General features: G+C 73.6%; 15 protein-coding genes. 5 read left to right on the top strand and 10 right to left on the bottom strand.

Annotation, left to right across the window (positions count from 1 at the left end; genetic code table 11):
- Nucleotides 1-118: 118 nt before the first annotated feature.
- Together UK12_RS23370 and UK12_RS23365 are read right to left on the bottom strand one after the other, a co-directional pair.
- A complete protein-coding gene (locus UK12_RS23370) occupies nucleotides 119-1,060 on the bottom strand; it encodes a JmjC domain-containing protein (protein WP_052682095.1) in 942 nt (313 codons plus the stop codon).
- Between the two features lie 153 nt (nucleotides 1,061-1,213).
- The gene (locus UK12_RS23365) at nucleotides 1,214-1,459 is read right to left on the bottom strand and encodes a hypothetical protein (protein WP_045305069.1); all 246 of its coding nucleotides are present in this window, start codon (nucleotides 1,457-1,459) and stop codon (nucleotides 1,214-1,216) included.
- A 295-nt stretch (nucleotides 1,460-1,754) separates the two neighbouring features.
- Between UK12_RS23365 and UK12_RS44520 the strand changes: the two genes are divergently transcribed.
- Complete coding sequence (locus UK12_RS44520; protein ID WP_045305068.1) at nucleotides 1,755-3,590, top strand: AfsR/SARP family transcriptional regulator; 1,836 nt, start codon at nucleotides 1,755-1,757, stop codon at nucleotides 3,588-3,590.
- Nucleotides 3,591-3,621: 31 nt separating this feature from the next.
- On the opposite strand, the gene UK12_RS23355 is transcribed toward UK12_RS44520, so the two are convergent.
- The 4 genes from UK12_RS23355 to UK12_RS39925 are packed head-to-tail and all read right to left on the bottom strand — an operon-like array spanning nucleotide 3,622 to nucleotide 8,365.
- Nucleotides 3,622-4,284 (bottom strand): GAF domain-containing protein, encoded by a 663-nt coding sequence (locus UK12_RS23355; protein WP_063838310.1) that lies wholly within the window; start codon nucleotides 4,282-4,284, stop codon nucleotides 3,622-3,624.
- A gap of 3 nt (nucleotides 4,285-4,287) precedes the next feature.
- On the bottom strand, nucleotides 4,288-5,124 hold the full coding sequence (locus tag UK12_RS23350) for a S8 family peptidase (RefSeq protein WP_045305067.1): 837 nt from the start codon (nucleotides 5,122-5,124) through the stop codon (nucleotides 4,288-4,290).
- Nucleotides 5,121-8,198 (bottom strand): ATP-binding protein, encoded by a 3,078-nt coding sequence (locus UK12_RS23345; RefSeq protein ID WP_045305066.1) that lies wholly within the window; start codon nucleotides 8,196-8,198, stop codon nucleotides 5,121-5,123. Before UK12_RS23345 ends, UK12_RS23350 begins: the two co-directional genes overlap by 4 nt.
- A 17-nt stretch (nucleotides 8,199-8,215) precedes the next feature.
- Entirely contained in the window at nucleotides 8,216-8,365 is a 150-nt protein-coding gene (locus UK12_RS39925) for a hypothetical protein (RefSeq protein ID WP_156178875.1), read from the bottom strand.
- Nucleotides 8,366-8,639: 274 nt separating this feature from the next.
- Between UK12_RS39925 and UK12_RS23340 the strand changes: the two genes are divergently transcribed.
- The 3 genes from UK12_RS23340 to UK12_RS23330 are packed head-to-tail and all read left to right on the top strand — an operon-like array spanning nucleotide 8,640 to nucleotide 13,159.
- Nucleotides 8,640-9,824, top strand: a complete 1,185-nt coding sequence (locus UK12_RS23340) for a radical SAM protein (RefSeq protein ID WP_045305065.1) — start codon at nucleotides 8,640-8,642, stop codon at nucleotides 9,822-9,824.
- 16 nt (nucleotides 9,825-9,840) lie between these two features.
- Nucleotides 9,841-11,109, top strand: coding sequence for an MFS transporter (locus UK12_RS23335; protein WP_045305064.1), 1,269 nt, complete (start codon nucleotides 9,841-9,843; stop codon nucleotides 11,107-11,109).
- The gene (locus UK12_RS23330) at nucleotides 11,102-13,159 is read left to right on the top strand and encodes a prolyl oligopeptidase family serine peptidase (protein ID WP_045305063.1); all 2,058 of its coding nucleotides are present in this window, start codon (nucleotides 11,102-11,104) and stop codon (nucleotides 13,157-13,159) included. The genes UK12_RS23335 and UK12_RS23330 overlap by 8 nt, the downstream gene beginning before the upstream one ends.
- 224 nt (nucleotides 13,160-13,383) lie before the next feature.
- On the opposite strand, the gene UK12_RS23325 is transcribed toward UK12_RS23330, so the two are convergent.
- On the bottom strand, nucleotides 13,384-14,883 hold the full coding sequence (locus UK12_RS23325) for a hypothetical protein (RefSeq protein ID WP_045305062.1): 1,500 nt from the start codon (nucleotides 14,881-14,883) through the stop codon (nucleotides 13,384-13,386).
- A 118-nt stretch (nucleotides 14,884-15,001) separates the two neighbouring features.
- Between UK12_RS23325 and UK12_RS36820 the strand changes: the two genes are divergently transcribed.
- A complete protein-coding gene (locus UK12_RS36820; protein ID WP_045305061.1) occupies nucleotides 15,002-15,787 on the top strand; it encodes a class F sortase in 786 nt (261 codons plus the stop codon).
- A gap of 122 nt (nucleotides 15,788-15,909) precedes the next feature.
- Here the strand turns inward: UK12_RS36820 and UK12_RS23315 are convergent, their stop codons facing one another.
- The 3 genes from UK12_RS23315 to UK12_RS23305 form a co-directional block, all read right to left on the bottom strand.
- On the bottom strand, nucleotides 15,910-16,194 hold the full coding sequence (locus UK12_RS23315; protein ID WP_045305060.1) for a hypothetical protein: 285 nt from the start codon (nucleotides 16,192-16,194) through the stop codon (nucleotides 15,910-15,912).
- A 176-nt stretch (nucleotides 16,195-16,370) separates the two neighbouring features.
- A complete protein-coding gene (locus tag UK12_RS23310) occupies nucleotides 16,371-17,018 on the bottom strand; it encodes a hypothetical protein (RefSeq protein ID WP_045305059.1) in 648 nt (215 codons plus the stop codon).
- 63 nt (nucleotides 17,019-17,081) lie between these two features.
- Nucleotides 17,082-18,935, bottom strand: a complete 1,854-nt coding sequence (locus tag UK12_RS23305; RefSeq protein ID WP_231591352.1) for a hydroxysqualene dehydroxylase — start codon at nucleotides 18,933-18,935, stop codon at nucleotides 17,082-17,084.
- Nucleotides 18,936-18,979: the final 44 nt, after the last annotated feature.

The raw sequence follows: 18,979 nt of genomic DNA, 5'->3' as shown, positions 1-18,979 counted from the left end.
GACCCTGTGGGAGAGTAGGACGCCGCCGAACAATCATTCGAGAAAGCCCCTTCCCGGGAGACCGGGAGGGGGCTTTCCGCATTTCCGGACCATTTCCGTGCCTCGGACCCCGGCCGCTCTACGAGTCGGATCGTTGCTCCGGCATCCTGGCCGAGTCGGACCGGGTCGAGCCGGCCCGGGCCAGTGCGGCGGTCAGGCTGCCGAGGATCTGCGGCACCTGCGGTTGCCGGAACCGGAGCGTGTCCACGGGCACCAGGGACCAGTCCAGGCCGGCCAGGTGCGTGGCCAGCAGCTCGGCCCGCTCGCGGTAGAGGGCGGCGGGGTCGAGGTCCAGGAAGGTCGGGGGGAGGGCTTCGCGGAGCTCCTCGAACTGCTCGGTGGCTGCGGCGAGCAGCCGGCGGAAGACCTTCTCCCAACTGACCCCGTGCAGGCCGATCGAGAGGTGCAGCGAGGGCTCGTCCGTGGTGTCGCCGACGTGGACGAAGCCGTGCGGGAGGTAGAGGCACTCGCCTTCCTTGAGCACCACGTCGAGCAGCGGCTCGCCGATCACCGCCGGATCCACCGGCTCCACCCGGCTCGGGAAGCGCCTGACCGGTGCGCTGATCCGCCACCGCTTGGAGCCGTGCAGCTGGCGGAGGAAGATGCCGATCAGATCGAAGTGCGGTGCCACGCCACGGGCCTGAGGCGGTGTCAGGAACGCGGTGCAGTCCACTTCGAAGCCGGTCTCCCGGGCGAGTCCGGCGGAGAACGCGGCCACCTCGGGGCAGTGGGTGTGGAGCTCCTCCAGGGTCAGGGTGGCACCCTCGGCGACCAGGCCGGTGATCTTGGTGCCGTCGGCCAGCTTCTCCCGGCTCCTGGGGCTGCTGCCGCGGTTGCGCAGCATGAGCTCCGAGGGCAGTTGCCTGCCGTCCCGGAAGAGCCGCAGCGCGGTCAGCGGCAGGCCGCTGTGGATCAGCCGCTCCGCCGACTCGAGTGAGAAGACGTCGCTGAAGTCGTCGAGGCCGGTACTGACGAAGGGCTCGCGTTCCCACGCACCCTGGAGCACTCCGAGGTCGTCCACGAGTCGGCACAAACTGTCCAAGGGTCCGCCTCACACGGTGATCGGTAGGTGGTCGGTGTCGGACCGGACCGGACCGGACCGGACCGTGCGGGCGGTGCCGCGCGGACCGGTCCGGCAGCGTTCTGTCGGGCTCGGCCCGGCGGTAGCGTCAGCTCACTTAGTGGCGCCGAACTGGACGCCGCAGGGGGCGCCCTCCTCGTCCTCGTCACCGGCGCTGTGCGCCTGCACGTCCGGTGCCGCTGCGGTCGCGCCGAACTGCACGCCGCAGGGCGCGCCTTCCTCGTCCTCGCCGGCGCTGTGCGCCTGGACGTCCGGCGCGATGCCGAACTGAACGCCGCAGGCGCTCGACGGGTTGTCGTCGTCACCGGCGCTGTGTGCCTGCACATCGGGCTTGGCCATGCTGGTCTCCTCCCGGTTCGTGGTCGGACGTCGTCCGACGTCACGGTGCGACGCTATGAGCCTGCGGTTGAGCCCTGGTATGTGCGGAGCTGCCTGGCAGCTTGTTCGCTGCCGCGGCGCTGCCGCAGCACTCCTGCCGCGCTCCCGAGCCGTTCCCGCAGCGCGCCCGAACCGTTCCCGAGCCGTTCCCGGGATGTCTTCTTCACCGGTCGTTCACGCACCCTTGCCAGCCATCCGCTTGTCGGAGAAGCTGACTGACGGAGCACGGGGGCATGACGGCAACCGGGGGGTTCGCATGGTCGGGAGCATCGGTGCGGCAGGTCGGCTGCGCTTCACGATCCTGGGGCCGCTCCAGGTGTGGTCGGGTGACGTGCGGCTCGAACTCGGGCCGTACAAGCAGCGGTTGCTGCTGGCCGCGCTGCTCTGCCGGGCCAACACCGTGCTCTCCGTCGACCAGCTCATCGATGTGCTCTGGGCCGACGACCAGCCCCGGACGGCGCGCAAGAACCTCCAGGTGTACGTCTCCGCGCTGCGCAAGATCGCGCGGGACCACATCGGCCATCTCCCGTACGGCTACACGCTGGTGGCGACGGCGGAGGAGTCGGACCTGCTGAGGTTCGACCAGCTCGCGGCGGCCGGGCGGCAGGCGCAGCGCGAGGGCAGTACGGTCGCGGCCTCGGCACTGCTGGGGGAGGCGGTCCGATTATGGCGGGACCAGCCGCTGGTGGATCTGCTGGGCAGCCCGTTCGCCGCCCGGGAGTCGGAGCGGCTCACCGACCGTTTCCTGGCGGTCTACGAGGACTGGGCGGAGCTGGAGGTGGAGTCCGGGCGGGCGCTCGGACTGCTCGACCAGCTGGGGGAGTTGGCCGATCGGCATCCCTTTCGGGAGCGGCTGACGGCGCTGCACATGACGGCGCTCGACCAGGTCGGCGGCCGCCGGCAGGCGCTGGCCTGTTTCGAGGCGCACCGGCAGTTCATCGCCAGGGAGCTCGGGCTCGACCCGAGTCCGGTGCTCCGGCGGCTGTACCGGGAGATCCTGGCCGGCCAGGAGTCCGGCCGGGCGAAGCTGCGCGACAGACGGCCGGTCCGCTGCAAGCCGGCCCAACTCCCGCGTGACATACCGGATTTCGTGGGCCGCTCGGCCCAGGTCGAGGAGTTGACCGGGATCCTGTCCGGTGACAGCCGATGTCCCGGTGACCCGCGCTGCACCGACGTCACGGCGATCTCGGGTCCGACCGGTGTCGGCAAGACCGCGCTCGCCGTGCACGTCGGGCATCTGGTCGCCGACGGGTTCGCGGACGGGCAGATCTTCGTCTCGCTGGGCCACCCCGACGGGACGCCGCGCGGCTGGCCCGAGGTGCTGGCGGAGCTGCTGCGGGGGGCCGGCCTGGACGTCACGCCGCCCCGCGAGGAGCGGGCGGCGCTGGCGCTGTGGCGCTCCTGGGTGGCCGAGCGCCAGTTCCTCCTGGTGCTGGACGGTGCGATGGGCGAGGCGGAGATCCGCCGGCTGCTGCCGGGCCGCGGGCCGAGCCGCACGCTGGTCACCTCCGCCCGCAGGCTGAGCGGCCTGGAGTGCGTACGCCGCCTCGAACTGGGCGAGTTCACCCCGGACGAGGCGTCCGCGCTGCTGACGCGGGTGCTGGGCGAGCCGAGGGCGGCGGGCGCGGCGGAGGCGCTGCACCGGATCCAGCAGCTGTACGGGCTGTCGCCGCTGGTCGTCCGGACGCTGGCGGCGAAGCTCACCATGCTGGTCCACCTCTCCCTGCGCGAGTACGCGGAGCAGCTCGGACGGCAGCCGGTCGCGCTCGACGAGCTGTCCGTCGGGGAGGTGTCGGTGCACGAGCGCTACCGCAGATTCCACCAGGGGCTGACCCCGTTGCAGAAGGCGGCCTTCGGGGCGCTGGGTGCGCTGCCCCGGGCGGCCTTCGACCAGGCGGGTCTGCTGGCGGCGCTGGACGGTCTGGCGGAGTCGGTGGAGCGGGTCGCGGAGGAGCTGATGGAGGCCAATGTGGTCGCCGTCGCCGAGGACGACGAGGTGATGGCCAACGCCGTCGTCCACTACCGGATGCCGAGGCTGGCGCACCGGTACGCGGCCGCCCTGCGCCGCAGCGCCGCGCAGGGCGGGAGTTGAGGAAGCCGCGCGGGGGCCCGCGGGGAAACCCTCAGCGCGCCATTCCGGTCAGCACCTCGTGCAGGGAGTCGACCAGCCGCAGTCCGCCGGCCCGCCGGTCCTCCGGCAGCGCGGCGAGGACCTGGATGATCCCGGCCAGCCGCTCGAACTCCGCGCCCCCGAGGGCGAGCGCCCGCCGGGCCGCCCGGCTGCGGACCAGGCCGTGCAGGGCGAGTCCGGCCTGGCCGGCGAAGGCGGTCAGCAGGTCCAGGTCGGCGATGCTCGACCGGCACTGGGGGTGGGGGTCGAGGACCTGGATGACCCCGAGGATCTCGTCCCGGTGGACCACCGGGGCCGCCATGATCGAGTCGGGTACGTAGTGGGTCCGCTCGGCCAGGTCCTGGGCGAAGAGCGTGCTGTCGGCGAGGTCGTCCACGGTCACCGGTTCGCCGGTGTCGACGACCCAGCCGGCGATGCCCCGGTGGGCCGGGAACCTGGTGCCGATCAGGAACTCCTCGCCCTCCCCGGAGACCGCCTCGAAGACCAGCTCGTCGCGCTCCCGGTCGAAGAGGAAGACCGAACTCGCGGCCGCGCCGAAGATCGAACGTGCCACCCGCACGACGGAGGCGAGCAGTTCGCGGTCGTCCGGGCCGGGGTCGGCCAGGGCACCGGAGACTGCCGCGATCATCGCCGTGGAGTCGGCCGACTGGTCCATGGTTCAGGCTCCTCGCACGTTGGCTGCCGTCAGGTAGAGGATGGTCTTGAGCTCGAAGGTCGTCAGATCCGGGTGCTTGCCGAGGATCAGGGCGGCCAGTCCGGTGACGTGCGGCGCCGCGAAGCTGTTGCCAGTGTTCCTGGTGGTGCTGCCGTTCAGTCCGGCGACCCGGACGGCCTGGCCCCGGGCGAAGAACTCCACCGGCGGGGACGGGTTGTAGAGCACCAGGTCGGAGTCGTCCTCGGCGTGGCTGCCGACCGAGATCACCGAGGAGAACCGCCAGGGGAAGCTCTCGATCCGCGCGTTGTGCGCCGAGGCGACGATCACCGAGCGGCCGAAGTAGGCGTCGTCGGCCAGCTCGCGCAGGATCTGGTTGAACTGGGGCCGTGAGGTCGACAGGCTCAGGTTGATCACGTCGAACCGCTGCCCGATCGCCCAGCGCAGTCCGGCGAGCAGGGCGTCTCCCGTTCCGCCGCCGTTCTCGCCGAGGATCCGGACGCTGTGCAGCTCGCAGCCGGGGGCCACCTGGCGGACGATCCCGGCGCAGGCCGTACCGTGCCCGCAGGTGTCCGTCGGGGGGACCTCGTGCACCGCGAGGTCCCCGTCGCGGCCGGTGACGGCGTAGGAGCCGGCCACCTCCCCGACCATCGGGTGCCCGGCTTCGACGCCGCTGTCGACGATGCACACCCGCACCCCGCTGCCGTCCGTCCCGCCGTGCGCCCACTCGGGTGTGATGTGGCCGGTCTCGGCGGCGGGGATGGGGATGTCGGCGGGGCGCCGGTCGAGCAGGTTCCAGGTGAGGGCGGTGGCGGTCCTGGGTGTGCTGCGGGTGGTGGTCATCGGTCGGCCTGCTCTCCCAACAGGCGCTCGGTGTGCGCCACTCCGACGAGGTGCCCCTTGGCGGTGAAGTGCCGCCGCGCGGCCCGGACCGCGGTGCCGGCCTGGCGCTCCAGGCCGAGCAGGGCCCTGGTGTGCGCGAGGTCGAGGCAGGCGGTGGCGCGGTCGGCCGGCGAGTCGGTGCGGTGCGCCAGCAGCACCGCCCGGCGGGCCAGTCGCAGGGCCTCGGCCCGGTCGCCGCCCAGCGCCCGGATCCTGGCCAGCAGCCCGTACCGGTTGGCCTGCACCCCCGGGTAGTCGTCGGCTACCTCGGTGGACTCGACCAGGTCGGCGGCCGGCTGCCGGTCGTCCCCCAGGAGGTGGACCCGGGCCAGTTCGAGCGCGGCGGTCTGGACCAGTCCGGCGGCCTGGAGCGCCCGGGCCGCGGCCAGCGCCTCGCGCAGCGCCGCCTCGGCCTCGCTGCGGCGCCCGGCCAGCGCGGCCAGGGTCCCGTCCAGCAGCGGCCGGAACACCCGGCCCTCGCCGTAGGCCAGCGCGGACATCGCCCGGTGGGCGTCGGCCAGGCACTCGGCCGTCCGCTCCGGGTGTCCCTGGAGGGCGTGCAGGACGGTGAGCGGGAAGCCCAGGGTGACCCGGACGGCGATCCGGTCGGCGCCGTGCGCGGCCAGCAGCGCCTCGCAGCGGGCTACGGCGGACGGCGCGGGCTCGGGCCCGCGCCACAGGGACAGGCCCATCGCGCCCAGGGTGTTGGCGAGTTCGCGGTCGGCGGCGGAGCCGAGCGAGTGGGTCAGGGCGTGGTCCAGGACGGACAGCGCCCGGGCGTGCTGCCCGCGGCGCTGGCAGAAGCCCGCCAGGACGAGGCGGCTGCGGGCCAGTCCGAGCTGGTCCCCGGCGGCCTCGAAGACCGTGAGCGCGCCGCCGGCCGCCCGCTCCAGGGCCGCGTCGTCGTGCTCGCAGGCGGCCAGGTGGAGCCGGGCGTGGGCGGCGGTCCCGGCGGCGCCGGCGGTGCCGGCCTCGGTCACCGCCCGGCGCAGCACCTCCCGCGCCTCGCCGGGGTGGCCCAGCGTCAGCAGCACCTCGCCCAGCCGTTGCAGCAGCTCGGCCCGGCCCGGGTCGCCCGGTTCGGCGAGGTCGGCGGCGCGTTGCAGCAGGGCCAGCGCCCAGGGCAGGTCGACCCGGCGCAGGGCGCCGGTGCCCGCCCGGCCCAGGTGCCGGACGGCCTGCCGGCGCAGGACGAGCTGCCGCTCGTCGAGGCGGCCGACCGCGCTGCGGTACCGGTAGGCCTGCTCCAGGTGGGTCCCGATCAGCGCGTCCGGGCGGGCGTCCCGCACCAGGTACTCGGCGTACCGCTCGTGGAGTTCGCCGCGGCGGAGCTTGGTCAGGCCCTCGTAGGCGACCCGCTGGGTGACGCCGTTGACGAAGCACCAGGCGGCGTCGGCGCCGAAGGGGCGGCGCAGCGGCTTGACCAGGCCGCGCCGGGAGAGCGTGCGGAGCGCGGCGGTGCGGTCGGCCGGGGGCGGCGCCCCGGCCAGCTGGGCGAGGTCCTCGGCGCCGAACTCGCGCCCCACCACGGCCGCGTGCCGCAGCACGGTGCGGTCCGCCTCGTCCAGCCGGTCGATCCGGGCGGCGAGCAGCGCGTGCAGGTTGGGCGGCAGCTCCTGGACGCCGCCGGCCTCCTCGACCATGGCGGCGAGCTGTTCGATGTAGAGCGGGTTGCCGTCGGTCTGGGCGACGATCTGCTCGGTGGCGGCCTCCTGGTGCAGGGCCAGGTCGACCAGGTGGGCGGCGAACACGGCGGAGTCGGCGGGGGACAGCCCGGTGACGGTCACCGTGGTCGAGTTGGCGCGGCCGGTGCCCCAGGCCGGGCGGCAGTCCATCAGTTCGGGGCGGGCCAGGCAGAGCACCAGGACGGGCAGCCGGCGCAGGTCCTCCACCAGCCGGTCGAGCAGGCCGAGGAAGGGCTCCTCCGCCCGGTGCAGGTCGTCCACCACCAGCAGCAGCGGGCGTTCGCCGGTGAGGACGGTCAGCACATGGGCGACCGCCGCGCAGGTGTCGTCCTCGGACGGCGCGGGGGTGCCGTCCAGCAGCAGCCCGGTGCGCAGCAGCGTGATCGCCGGTCCCTCGCACCCGCCGGAGAGTTCCGCCTCCGCCACCAGCGGGGTCATGCAGTCGGCCAGTGCCTGCAGCGATCCGCCGGTGCCGGCCGTGCGGCAGCGGCCGGCGCCGACCGGGCCGACGGCCGTGGCGGAGCGCCGCAGCCACTCGTCCACCAGCCGGGACTTCCCGATGCCGGCCTCTCCCAGCAGGGTCAGGACGTGTACGTCGCCCTCCTCGACCACCCGGCGCCAGGCCAGGTCGAGTTCGCTCAGGTACCGCTCGCGGCCGACGAAGGGCACGTCGAAGCGGCGCGCGCGCTCCGGTCCGGGGTCGAAGAGGCCGACCAGCCGGCCCGCCTCGACCGGTCCCGCCACGCCCTTCAGCCCCAGCGGTCCGGCCTCGCCGACCGTCAGCCCGGGGCCGGCGGCCCGCCAGGTCTGCGCGCTGAGCAGGATCTCCCCGGTAGCGGCCGCCGCCTGGAGCCGGGCGGCGATGTTGACCACCTCCCCGGAGACCAGCGCCTGCCGCCTGGCCGGGTCGGCCGTGGTGACCACCTCGCCGGTGTGCACGCCGATCCGGGCGCCGAGCCGTACCCGGTGGTCCCGCTCCAGCTGCCCGTTGAGCTCGCCGAGCGCGGCCAGCATGTCCCAGGCGGCCTCCAGCGCCCGGCGGGCGTCGTCCTCCTGGGTGGCGGTCAGACCGAAGACGGCCATCACGGCGTCGCCGATGAACTTCTCCACGATCCCGCCGTGGGCCTCGATCCGGCGCTCCATCAACTCGTAGTAGCGGAGCAGGATCGAGCGGAGCAGCTCGACGTCGAGCATGCCGGACAGCCGGGTCGAGTCGACGAGGTCGCAGAAGAGCACGGTGACGATCCGGCGTTCCTCCGCGGTCGGCGGCTCGGCTGCGGCCGGGGCGCCGCAGCGGGAGCAGAACCGGGCTCCGGCGGGCAGCGCCGCGGTACAGGAGGGGCAGTTCATCGCTCGGCCGTCCCGGCTCAGCGCGCCGTCATGTCGCCGATGCACCACGGGGTCTCGCCGTCGTCCCCGTCCGCCGAGTGCAGCACGACCTCGGGGTCGTCGGCCGCCGGTTCCTGGGCGCTCCGCTGGGGCTCGGCGGGCAGTTCTGCGGATGTCGGCTCGGTCATGTCGATCGGACCCCTTCCACGACGTCGTGTCGACATGCGGTCACCGGGACTTTAGGGCGGCCGAGTTGGCCTTCGGTTTACGTCCGGTATGCCGTCGGGCCGCGTCCCGCCGGGCCCGGGCGGCCCCGGGCCGGACGGTGCGCCGTGGCGGGTCCGGCCTTCGAAGCTGCCCGCCAACCTGCCGCATACCGGCGGCAAACCGCGCCTTCCTAGCCTCGCGCTGTGCACCAGGGCCCGCCGACGGCGGCCGCGCCCGCGGAACCAGGGAGAGACGATGATCGGCACCCGGCTGGACGACGTCGACGAGCCACGCCTGATCCCGAGCGACCGGGGCTGGTGGTTCATCGGCAACCAGACCTGGACCCTTCTCAAGCCGGAACACGTCGGCGCGGACGGCGAGTTGCGCCCGGACGTCGACGGCTTCCTGCGGAGCGAGGGCGCGTACCGCGAGCGCACCGCGAAGTCCTTCTCCCTGACCGTGCTCACCAGCACCGCCTGCAACCTCGGCTGCGGCTACTGCTTCCAGAACACCGGCCAGGACCCCAGGGGCGGCCACCGCCCGCCCCGGATCAACCTCCGGCGGCTGAACACCGGGACCATCGACCGGATCGTCGACTTCACCGCCGAGCGGATGGCCCAGGCCGGGCTGGACCGGCTCTACCTGCTGCTCTTCGGCGGCGAGCCGCTGCTCAACCCCCGGGGCTGCCTGGAGCTGCTGGGGCGCTGCGCACCGCTCGGGCTCGGCGTCGGGGCGATGACCACCAACGGGGTGCTGCTCACCCGCCGGCGGGCCGTCCAGCTCCACGGCGCCGGGCTGCGCGACGTGCAGATCACCTTCGACGGCAGCCGGGCGGACCACGACGGCACCCGGGTCACCCACACCGGCGGGGCGACCTTCGACGCCATCCTCGCCAACGTCGCCGCCGCGACCGCCGCGACCGGCCTGCGCTGGAACTTCCGGGTCAACGTCTCACACCACAACATCGACCGGATCGGCGAGCTCTTCGGGCAGCTGGACGGCCGGACCGACCCCGACCGCTGCACCTTCACCTTCGCCTGGGTCGGCGACTCCGGCATCGGCTACCGCAACGACCTCACCCGGGCGCAGCAGGTCGAGGACCGCTTCGTCGAGTGGGCCGTCGAGGGGCTGGAGCGCGGCTACCGGTTCGTCCGGCCCAGCATGCGGACCACCTGTCAGATCTGCTCGGTGCCCGGCGGCCGGCACGGTGCCGTGGTCAACGCCGACGGCACCCTGTTCAGCAGCTGGCAGTCGGCCGGGAAACCGGGCATGGAGGTCGGGCACATCGACCACGGCTATCTGGACCCGGGCTCGGTGCCGGACCGCTGGGTGACCTGCGGCTACGACTACGAGCAGGCCGACACCGAGGTAATGGCCGGCTTCCAGGACCGGGTCGACGGCCGGATCCTCGACTATCTGCACACCACCGGGCGCCTGTAGCGGCGGGGGAGGACCAGTGCTGGCAGGCGTGCTCCGCACCAACCCCGACTTCCGGCGGTCTTTCCTCGCCGACCTCACCTCCAACCTGGGTTCGGCGGTCTCGACCATCGCCTGTCCGCTGCTGGTGCTGAGCCTGGGCGGCAACGCGGTGCAGGCGGGCTCGGTCGCCACCGTCTCGCTGGCGACCAGGCTGGGCTTCCGCCTGCCGGCGGGCAGCCTGATCGACCGGTGGAACCGGCGGTGGGTCATGCTGACGACCGATCTGGTGCGCTTCCTGGCGGTGGCCAGCATCCCGCTGGTCGCGCTCTGGGAGTCGCCGCACTACGTCCAGCTGCTGGCGGTGGCCGCGATCGAGGGGCTGGCCACCGCGCTGTTCGGGCCCGCCAACACCGTGCTCACCCGGGACGTCGTCGCCAAGCAGGACCTGGGTGAGGCCCTGGGCGCCTCCCAGGCCTCGATGGCGGCCGTGAACCTGGCCGGGCCGGCCATCGGCGGTGCGCTGTACGCGGCCGACCGGATGCTGCCGTTCGCCGTCGACGCGCTCTCCTACGCCGTCTCGGCCCTGCTGATCCTGCGGATCACCGTACGGCCCGGCGCCGCGGCCCCCACCGGCGACGACCGCGGGCTGACCGCGGGCCTGCGCTGGCTGCTGCGGCAGCGGGAGCTGTCCGTCATCCTGCTGTACGCCGCCGTGATCAACCTGGTGTCGGCCGCCATCGATGTGACGGCCATTCTGGAGCTGCGCAGCGCCGGCGCGTCCGGCTCGGTGATCGGACCCATCCTGTCCTGCGCCGGAGTCGGCGGGATCGTCGGCTCGCTGCTGGCCCCCTGGTTCGCCAGGCGGCTGAGCGTGCGGGCCATCCTGCTCGGGATCGGGTCCGGCTGGACGGCGGTCCTCGCGGTGTTCGCCCTGACCTTCCAGCCGTGGGTGGTCGCCGTGCTGCTCACGCTGCTGATGATGCTCTCCCCGGCGGCCGGGGTGGTGGTCGGACAGGCCCTGTTCGGCCGGACCCCGCGGCACCTGGTCGGCCGGGTGAGCGCCGCCACCAGCCTGCTGCTCAGCGGTCTGGCCGCGCTCGGCCCGTTCGCGGCCGGCTCGCTCTTCCAGGGGCTCGGCGGCGCCCGCTCCTGGGTGGTGCTCGCGGTGCTCACCGGAGCGGTCACCGCGGGCGGCTGGATCCCGCTGCGGGCCACCCGCCGGATCGACGCCGTCCGGCCCGCGCCGGCGCCGGACGCGGCCGTCCTCGCCCACTGCGCGAACCCCGAGGAGGCCCCGGATGACTGACGACCCGTACCGCTGGCTGGAGGACGCGAGCGCCCCCGCCGTCCTGGAGTGGACAGAGCAGCAGGAGGCGGCGTACCGCTCGGCCGCCGACGGCTGGCGGGGGCGGGAGCGCGCGCGGGCCGTGCTGACCGAGCTGTTCGAACGGCTCGGTGCCCGCTCCGCCCCGCGTCCCCGGGGCGAGCGCGTCTTCCTGACCCGTTCGCGGCCCGGCGCCGAGCACCCCGAGCTGGTCGTGGTCGAGCCGTCGGGCGAGGTACGGGTCCTTCTCGACCCGACGGTGGCCGATCCGACCGGCACCACCACCCTGGAGGAGTGGGAGCCGTCCTGGGACGGCCGGCTGCTCTCGTACCAGCTGGCGCCCGGCGGCACCGAGGACTCCAGCCTCTTCGTCCTGGACGTCGACTCGGGGCGGCGGCTCGACGGCCCCATCGACCGGGTGCGCCGGAGCACGGTCGCCTGGCTGGCCGACGGCAGCGGTTTCTACTACGTCCGCCGGCTGCACCCGGACCTCAACCCCGGCGAGGGCCGGTACCACCGGCGGGTCCGGTTCCACCTGATCGGCACCGACCCCGACCGGGACCCGGTGGTCTTCGGCACGGGACGCGAGAAGACCCAGCACTACACCGTGCGGACCTCTGCCGACGGCCGCTGGCTGACCGTCAGCGCCGCCGCCGGCACGGCGCCGCGCCGGGACCTCTGGATCGCCGACCTGACCGCAGGTCAGCCGCACCGGCCGGACCTGCGGACCGTGCAGGAGGGCCTCGACGCGCGGTCCCTGCTCCGGATCCGCCCGGGCACCCCGCCGGACGGCGTCTGCCACCTGAGCACCGACCTGCACGCGCCGCGCGGGCGGGTGGTCGCCACCACCCCGGGCGCCCCCGGGCCGAAGACCTGGACGGAGCTGATCCCGGAGGACCCGCAGGCCGTCCTGGAGGACTTCGCGGTCCTCGACGGGCCCGAGCTGGAGCGGCCGGTGATGCTGGTCGCCCGGACCCGGCACGCGGTCGGCGAGATCACCCTGCACGACCTCGCCGACGGCCGCCCGATCGGCTCGGTGCCGGTGCCCCCGTGCGGCACCGTCGGCACGCTCAGGGTCGCCGCCCACGACGCGCACCGGGCCTGGTTCGTCTTCACCGGCTTCGACACGCCGCCCGAGGTGCTCTGCTACGACGCGCGGACCGGCGCACTCGACCCCTGGCCCGTCCCCGGCCCGTCGACCCCGCCGCCCGCGGCCGCCCGGCGGGCGGCCGAGCCGCCGATCCGGACCAGGCAGGTGACCTTCAACTCACCGGACGGGACGGCGGTCCGAATGTTCGTCATCTCGCTGCGCGACACGCCCGACCGTCCGCGCCCGGCACTGCTCACCGGCTACGGCGGCTTCGGCCAGTCGCTCACCCCGGTCTACTCGCCCGAGGCCATCGCCTGGGTGCGGGCCGGCGGGGTGTATGCCGTGGCCAACCTGCGGGGCGGCGGCGAGGAGGGCGAGGACTGGCACCGCGCCGGAATCCTGGACCGCAAGCAGAACACCTTCGACGACTTCCACGCCGCCGCCGACCACCTCGTCGCGCAGGGCTGGACCACACCCGGGCAGCTCGGCATCTGGGGCGCCTCCAACGGCGGCCTGCTGGTCGGCGCCGCCCTCACCCAGCGGCCGGCCGGCTACGCGGCCGTGGTCTGCATGGCGCCGCTGCTCGACATGGCCCGCTACGAGCTCTCCGGACTGGGCCCGAGCTGGGTCGCCGAGTACGGGAGCGCCGCCGACCCCGAGCAGCTCCGCGGGCTGCTCTCGTACTCGCCGTACCACCGCGTCCGCACCGGGGCCGACTACCCGGCGGTGCTGCTGGCCGTCTTCGACGGCGACAGCCGGGTCGACCCGCTGCACGCGCGCAAGATGTGTGCGGCCCTCCATGCGGCGACGGGCAGCGGCAGGCCCGTCCTGTTCCGGCTGGAGCGCGGAGCGGGCCACGGTGCCAGGGCCCGCTCCCGGCACACGGCGCTCTTCGCCGACACGCTCGCCTTCTTCGCCGACCGCCTGGGGCTGGACCTCTAGGGCCAGCCCGGCTGTCCGGCCGGGACGCGCTCCCCGGGGACGGACTGCCCGGGGAGCGCGCGAGCCTGCCCGGGTGCTCCTGCCACCGCTGGTCCGGCGGCCTGTGCGACGGCCCTTGTCGCCGCCCTCGCGGCGGCCCGGGCGGCCGTTCGCGAGCGGAGCTGACGGGTCAGGACTCGATGACAGGTCAGCTTCTGCGAGGTTTTCAGCTCCAGCAATCCCTGTCACTGAGCGGGGACTTGATGCCCGAGAGCGGCCGCTGTGGCGGGGCGGGCCGCGGGTGGGGATTCGTCCACCAGGGTGAGTGCTCGGGCAACGTCTTGGAGCCCGGCCCCTGCGGTGATCGTTTTCACCGGTGCGCCAGGTGTTTTCGCAGGCAGGAGCCCTCGGGGCGACCCCTGGGCCCTGGGTGGCCGATGGCGGAAACGGGTGAACGGCACCGCCTGGACCCCCTGGGCGCGGCCCTTTTGGCGCACTAATGGCGGAGCGTCCGGTGGCGGGCCTCCAGCACCTGATTGACGGTAAGTGAAGCACCACGGCGAGACATTGAGCTGACAGTCCGTCCGCCCTCGTAGTGGTTCTGGAAGGAAGAGGCACCAATGCGTTCCACGCGCCTTATGGTGACCGGAGCGGCACTCGCCGCCTCGCTCGTCCTTACTGCCCCCACCTGCGCGTTTGCCGACGACGCCCCTAAGCCCGACGCGAAGGCCAACGCTGCACCTGAGAAGAACGACGACCGGCACGACGGCGGCGGCCGTGAAGGCGGTCGTGAAGGCGGCCGCGAAGGCGACCGCGACCGTGGCCGCGAATGCGACCGTGACCGAGACCGGGCACACGGCGGGGTCCACGCCGGTGGCGGTTTCCTCGCCCTCTCGTCCCTGACGGGCGGGAACGGCGACCACAAGGAGGGTGGCCGCGGGCACGAGGGTGGCCGCGAATGCGACCACCGGGCACACGGCGGGGTCCACGCCGGTGGTGGTTTCCTCGCCCTCTCGTCCCTGACGGGCGGGAACGGCGACGACCACAAGGACGGCGGTGACCGTGGCCGTGGCGGCGAGGGCGGCCGTGGCGGCGAGGGTGGCCGTGGCGGCGAGGGTGGTCGCGGGCACGAGGGCGGCCGGGGTCACGAAGGTGGCCGCGACCGGGACCGGGATCGGGACCACGCGCACGGTGGGGTCCACGCCGGTGGTGGTTTCCTCGGCCTCTCGTCCCTGACGGGCGGGAACGGCGACGACCACAAGGACGGCGGTGACCGTGGCCGTGGTGGCGAAGGCGGCCGTGGTGGCGAGGGTGGCCGTGGCGGCGAGGGTGGTCGCGGGCACGAGGGTGGCCGTGATGGCGAGGGTGGTCGCGGGCACGAGGGCGGCCGTGATGGCGAGGGTGGTCGCGGGCACGAGGGTGGCCGTGGCGGCGAGGGTGGCCGGGGTCACGAAGGTGGCCGTGATGGCGAGGGTGGTCGCGGGCACGAGGGTGGCCGTGGCGGCGAGGGTGGCCGGGGTCACGAGGGTGGCCGCGACCACGACCGGGACCGTGACCGCGGTCGGGACGACGACCGTGAGGGCGAGCACCGTCACCCGCACGGTGGCATCCACGCCGGTGGTGGCGGCCTGGCCAATTCCGGCTCGGGCCTGGTCGGCGGTTCGGCTCTGCTCCTGGGCGGAGTCGGGGTCAGTGCATACGCGCTGCGCCGCCGTGCCGCCTCCCGCAACATGATCTGAGTCCATCGCCGCTGAGTTGTTCCGGTGCGGCTGTCGCGTAGTGCGATGGCCGCGCCGGCGCGCGGCTGATCCGCGTGATCGATCGGACCAGCCGTCGGTGGAACGTCAGGAAAGGCAATGCAGCATGGAGTTTTACTCCGCGTCGGATTCAGAGACCGATCAGCGCTCGAAGGGTCGTACCCGCAGGCGCTGGCTCCCGGTCTTCGGTATCGGGATGGCGGTCTTCGGCATCCTGATGATTCTCAAGCCGCTGAACGGGCCGCCGGCCTCCGCGCCGCTGCCCCCCAAGTCGGCTGCCGTCCCCAAGGCGGTCAGTGCGCGGCCCGTGCCGTCGCAGCCGGGCCCCGCTCAGCCGGGCCCCGCTCAGCCGGGCCCGTCCCAGGCCGCGCCCTCCCAGGCGGAGCCTTCGCCGGCCGCGCCCGCGCCGTCCGAGGTCCCGCTGGGCTTCTCGCCGCCGACCCGCCTGCAGATTCCCGCCATCGGGGTGGACGCGCCCTTCACCCAGCTGGCCGCCGACGCGTCGGGTGAGATCATTCCGCCGGCGGCCGACAACCAGAACCTGGTCGGCTGGTACAACGGCAGTGTCTCGCCGGGTGAGCCCGGGACCTCCGTGGTCGTCGGGCACGTCGACACCCTCACCGGTCCCGCGGTGTTCGTCGGGCTCAGCTCGCTCGAACAGGGCAGCGAGGTCGGCATCACCCGGGCGGACGGCGTCACCGCGACGTACGTCGTCGACACCGTCCAGGCGTTCGCCAAGGACCAGTTCCCCGACGACGAGGTGTACGGGGACGCCAAGGACGGCCAGCTCCGCCTGATCACCTGCGGCGGTGCGTACGACCGGACCGCCAAGGACTACACCGAGAACGTGGTGGTGTTCGCCCACCTGGAGTCCCGGCAGCACGGGGCCTGAACCGACTGACCGCTTGTCCGATTCCCCCGCCCGCGGTTCCCGAGCGGAGCGTGATCCGGCCCGACTGGTGCGTTTCGCACACCGGTTGGGCCTGATCCGTTTCATCGGGCGGGAACCGTCGGTCAGCGCGGCGGCAGGCGGCGGCCCAGCTCGGACAGGAAGTCGTCGTAGACCGCGACGAGATCGTCGAGGTCGACCATCTGCGGGAAGTCGATGACCGGCTGCCGCTCCGCCAGGAACAGTGCCGCCTCCCGCACCACACGCTGCTCCTCGGCCGGTGGAAGCCGGAGCTCCGCCAGCACCGCCGGGCTGGCCTGGAAGCGCGATTCGATCACTTCTTCGCTGAGATGCGCGCGCACGAGGTAGTCGTGATCGCCCAGTGGTTCGACATCGAACTGCTCGGCCATGGAAATCCTGCCTGTTTCGAGCGAGATGGTTTCGGTCGCACGGAAACGAAGGAGCCGGACCGCTTCCGCCGGCCCATCATCACTCAACGGTCCGTCATTTCGCCAGCACCGACGGTACGTTGTGCGCAGGCCGCACCTGATGCCGACGATGCCGACGGTTCCCCGGGCGGGCGGCCCTAGCGTGCGCTCGACCCGCCGCCCTGCCACGGGCCGGTCCGGCTGAGCGGGGCGGTGATCTGGAGGGAGCTGTCGAAGGCGGAGACCAGGGCCTCGGCGGACCGGGGTGCATACAGTTCGGCCCAGTCGGCGAGGAGCAGGAGGAAGTCGGCCAAGTCGCGCTGGACGTCGGCCAGGAGGCGTCGCAGGTCGGCTCGGGTGAGCTCGACCGCCGGGCCGGAGTGCTCGCCGTCGGGGTGCAGGCGCAGGGTCTCGCCGACCTGTTCGGCCCATGGCGTCGGGTCGTGGCCGAGCCACATCTCGCCGCCGTCGGCGACCTCCAGCCAGGCGCGCCAGTCCTCCAGGCCGCAGCAGCAGCCGGGGTTCAGCACCGTGCCGGCCTCGGTGTCCTGGACGCGGAGGCCGCCCGGGGCGAGGAAGCCCTCCTCGTGCAGCAGCGGGCTCAGGAAGGCGGCGGCCGGGTCGGTCGAGCGCGGATCGGTCCGGCTGTCGTTGTAGCCCGCGATGGTGGCGACGGCCGTGCCGACCTGCTCCCCGCTCAGCGTTCCGTTCAACGGCACCAGCTGGTAGGGCGGTTGCCCGGCGACCGGCCACAGGCCGAAGTCGTCGAGCGCGCCGCTCTCCAGTACGGGGTGTATGACGATCATCGGCCCAGTCTGGCGGACATCCGCCCGGGACGCCGCCGATATTCCCGGCGCCCGGGTGGGCGGTCAGCCGAAGTCGAGGGCGTTGGGCAGGCCCAGGCGGTAGCGGACGGCGTCCTGCTGCTGGAGGAGTTCCAGCTCCGGCGGCCGGTAGAGGGTCCAGACGGTGCAGCGCGGCCGGTTCGAGCCGTCGGCGTCGAGCAGTGCGTTGACGGCGAGGCGGGCGGATTCGTTGGCGCCCTCCATGGTGGCCAGGTCGATGTCGGTGGCGGTGTAGTCGCCGGCCAGGAAGAGGTTGGGGACGGCGGTGGCGGCCGGAGGCCGGTTGTCGTGGCTGCCCACGGTCTGGACCAGCAGCTGTTCTCGGTTGGCGGGGGCCGGGCCGCCGAGGCCGGTGACCGCGGGGTCGATGAACCAGGAGTGCACGTCGTCGTCGCGCAGCACCGCGCGTCCGGTGTCGTTCAACGAACCCTTGAGCTGCGCCCAGACCTCGCGGACCACCTCCTCGCGGGTGCACTTCAGCGCGGGCCTGCCGTACAGGACGCCGGGGGTGTCCCACTGCGAGACGATGACCGACAGGCACTCGGCGACCGTCCCGTCGCCGTAGTCGGCGCGGAAGTCGCGGCCCGGCCAGAACTGGGCCTGGCTGATCGAGGTGAGCGCCCAGGGGGTGTCCACGTAGTCCACGTGGCCGTGCACGATCGGGGTGCGGGTGCGCAGGTAGAACTGCACGCCCACCATCCAGTCGGTCTGCAGCCGGTCGCAGCGGGCGAGCCCGGGGTCGGCCGCGCGCAGGGCGGGGCCCCAGGTGAGGCGGGCGTGCTCGACCGGCATGGCGCTGAGGTAGTGGTCGGCGGTGACGGTGCGGATCCGGCCGGAGTCGAGATCGGCCAGCCGGACTCCGCTGACCAGCCCGTCCGAGTAGGTCAACTCCTGTACTTCGCAGCCGAGTTCGAACCGTACGCCGAGGTCGCTCAGCTGCGCCGTCCAGGGGTCGATCCAGGCCTCGCTGGTCGGCGCGTTGAGCACCCGGTCGGGTTCGCCGTCGGTGCCGAACCCGAGCACGTTGTAGAGGAAGGCCTGGAGGATCCGGGCGACCGTACGGGTGCTGGCGACCTCGGCCCTGGTGGCGACCAGGTTGCGGGTGAGCCCGATGGCGAGCAGCCGCTGGTAGTCGTACGACATCCGGTCCGCCCGGACGAACTCCCACCAGGGGATGTGCTCCCACTGCCCGAGTCTGCGCTCCTCGCAGCTGGTGAGGTGGACCAGCATCCGGTTGGCGAAGTAGGCGATCTCGGTGGCCGGCAGGTGCAGCGAAGTGTCCAGGAGGCCGGTCAGGGTCTGCAGCAGGGCGTCGGGCAGCAGCAGCTCCAGGCTCGGGGCGGCGAGCAGGGTGCGGAACGGCAGCCGCAGGTCCGGGCGTCCGCCGTCGCGGGCGAACAGCACCTCGGTGGCGTCGACCAGGTTGCCGTGCGCGCCGGTCGCGCTGCCGGGTACCGGGATGCGCCGCAGCGTGTCGGGGAGGTTGCGGTAGAAGCCCGGGAAGAACCGGAACCCGTGCTCGCCCGGCAGCGGCCGGCGGCCCGCTCCGCCGGTACCGGGGACGTCCATGCTGCGGGCCTTGCCGCCGAGTGTGGGATTGCGCTCGTAGACGGTCACCCGGTACCCGCGTTCGGCCAGTTCGTGGGCCGCGGTCAGTCCGGACACCCCGCCGCCGAGCACCGCCACGGTGCGGCCCGCCGCCCTGCGCGGCGCGGGCGGGCCCGCGGCCCGTGCCGTCCCGAGCGGTGCCGCGGCCAGGCTCCCGCCGAGGGTGCCGGCCGCCGCCAGGAACCGGCGTCTGCTGCGGTCGGTGCCGCGCTCGGTGCCGGGCGCGGGCGCGGTGCGCGGGTCAGGGGTGATCGGCGTTCGCTGTTGCACGTCCTGCCAACGACGGCGCGGCTGATCCGCAACGGCCGTGCCCC

The sequence above is a fragment of the Saccharothrix sp. ST-888 genome, assembly GCF_000955975.1.
In the GTDB taxonomy this organism is placed as follows: domain Bacteria; phylum Actinomycetota; class Actinomycetes; order Streptomycetales; family Streptomycetaceae; genus Kitasatospora.
The sequence above is the reverse complement of the archived record's forward strand: the minus strand, read 5'-3'. Positions and strand labels throughout refer to the sequence as shown.

What these genes read in the sequence shown, in the direction of transcription:
- UK12_RS23340 (WP_045305065.1), top strand. Translation starts at nt 8,640, where the DNA reads ATGATCGGCACCCGGCTGGACGACGTCGACGAGCCACGCCTGATCCCG.
- UK12_RS23325 (WP_045305062.1), bottom strand. Translation starts at nt 14,883, where the DNA reads ATGGACTCAGATCATGTTGCGGGAGGCGGCACGGCGGCGCAGCGCGTA.
- UK12_RS23330 (WP_045305063.1), top strand. Translation starts at nt 11,102, where the DNA reads ATGACTGACGACCCGTACCGCTGGCTGGAGGACGCGAGCGCCCCCGCC.
- UK12_RS23315 (WP_045305060.1), bottom strand. Translation starts at nt 16,194, where the DNA reads ATGGCCGAGCAGTTCGATGTCGAACCACTGGGCGATCACGACTACCTC.
- UK12_RS36820 (WP_045305061.1), top strand. Translation starts at nt 15,002, where the DNA reads ATGGAGTTTTACTCCGCGTCGGATTCAGAGACCGATCAGCGCTCGAAG.
- UK12_RS23355 (WP_063838310.1), bottom strand. Translation starts at nt 4,284, where the DNA reads ATGGACCAGTCGGCCGACTCCACGGCGATGATCGCGGCAGTCTCCGGT.
- UK12_RS23350 (WP_045305067.1), bottom strand. Translation starts at nt 5,124, where the DNA reads ATGACCACCACCCGCAGCACACCCAGGACCGCCACCGCCCTCACCTGG.
- UK12_RS23310 (WP_045305059.1), bottom strand. Translation starts at nt 17,018, where the DNA reads ATGATCGTCATACACCCCGTACTGGAGAGCGGCGCGCTCGACGACTTC.
- UK12_RS23365 (WP_045305069.1), bottom strand. Translation starts at nt 1,459, where the DNA reads ATGGCCAAGCCCGATGTGCAGGCACACAGCGCCGGTGACGACGACAAC.
- UK12_RS23345 (WP_045305066.1), bottom strand. Translation starts at nt 8,198, where the DNA reads ATGAACTGCCCCTCCTGTACCGCGGCGCTGCCCGCCGGAGCCCGGTTC.
- UK12_RS39925 (WP_156178875.1), bottom strand. Translation starts at nt 8,365, where the DNA reads ATGACCGAGCCGACATCCGCAGAACTGCCCGCCGAGCCCCAGCGGAGC.
- UK12_RS44520 (WP_045305068.1), top strand. Translation starts at nt 1,755, where the DNA reads ATGGTCGGGAGCATCGGTGCGGCAGGTCGGCTGCGCTTCACGATCCTG.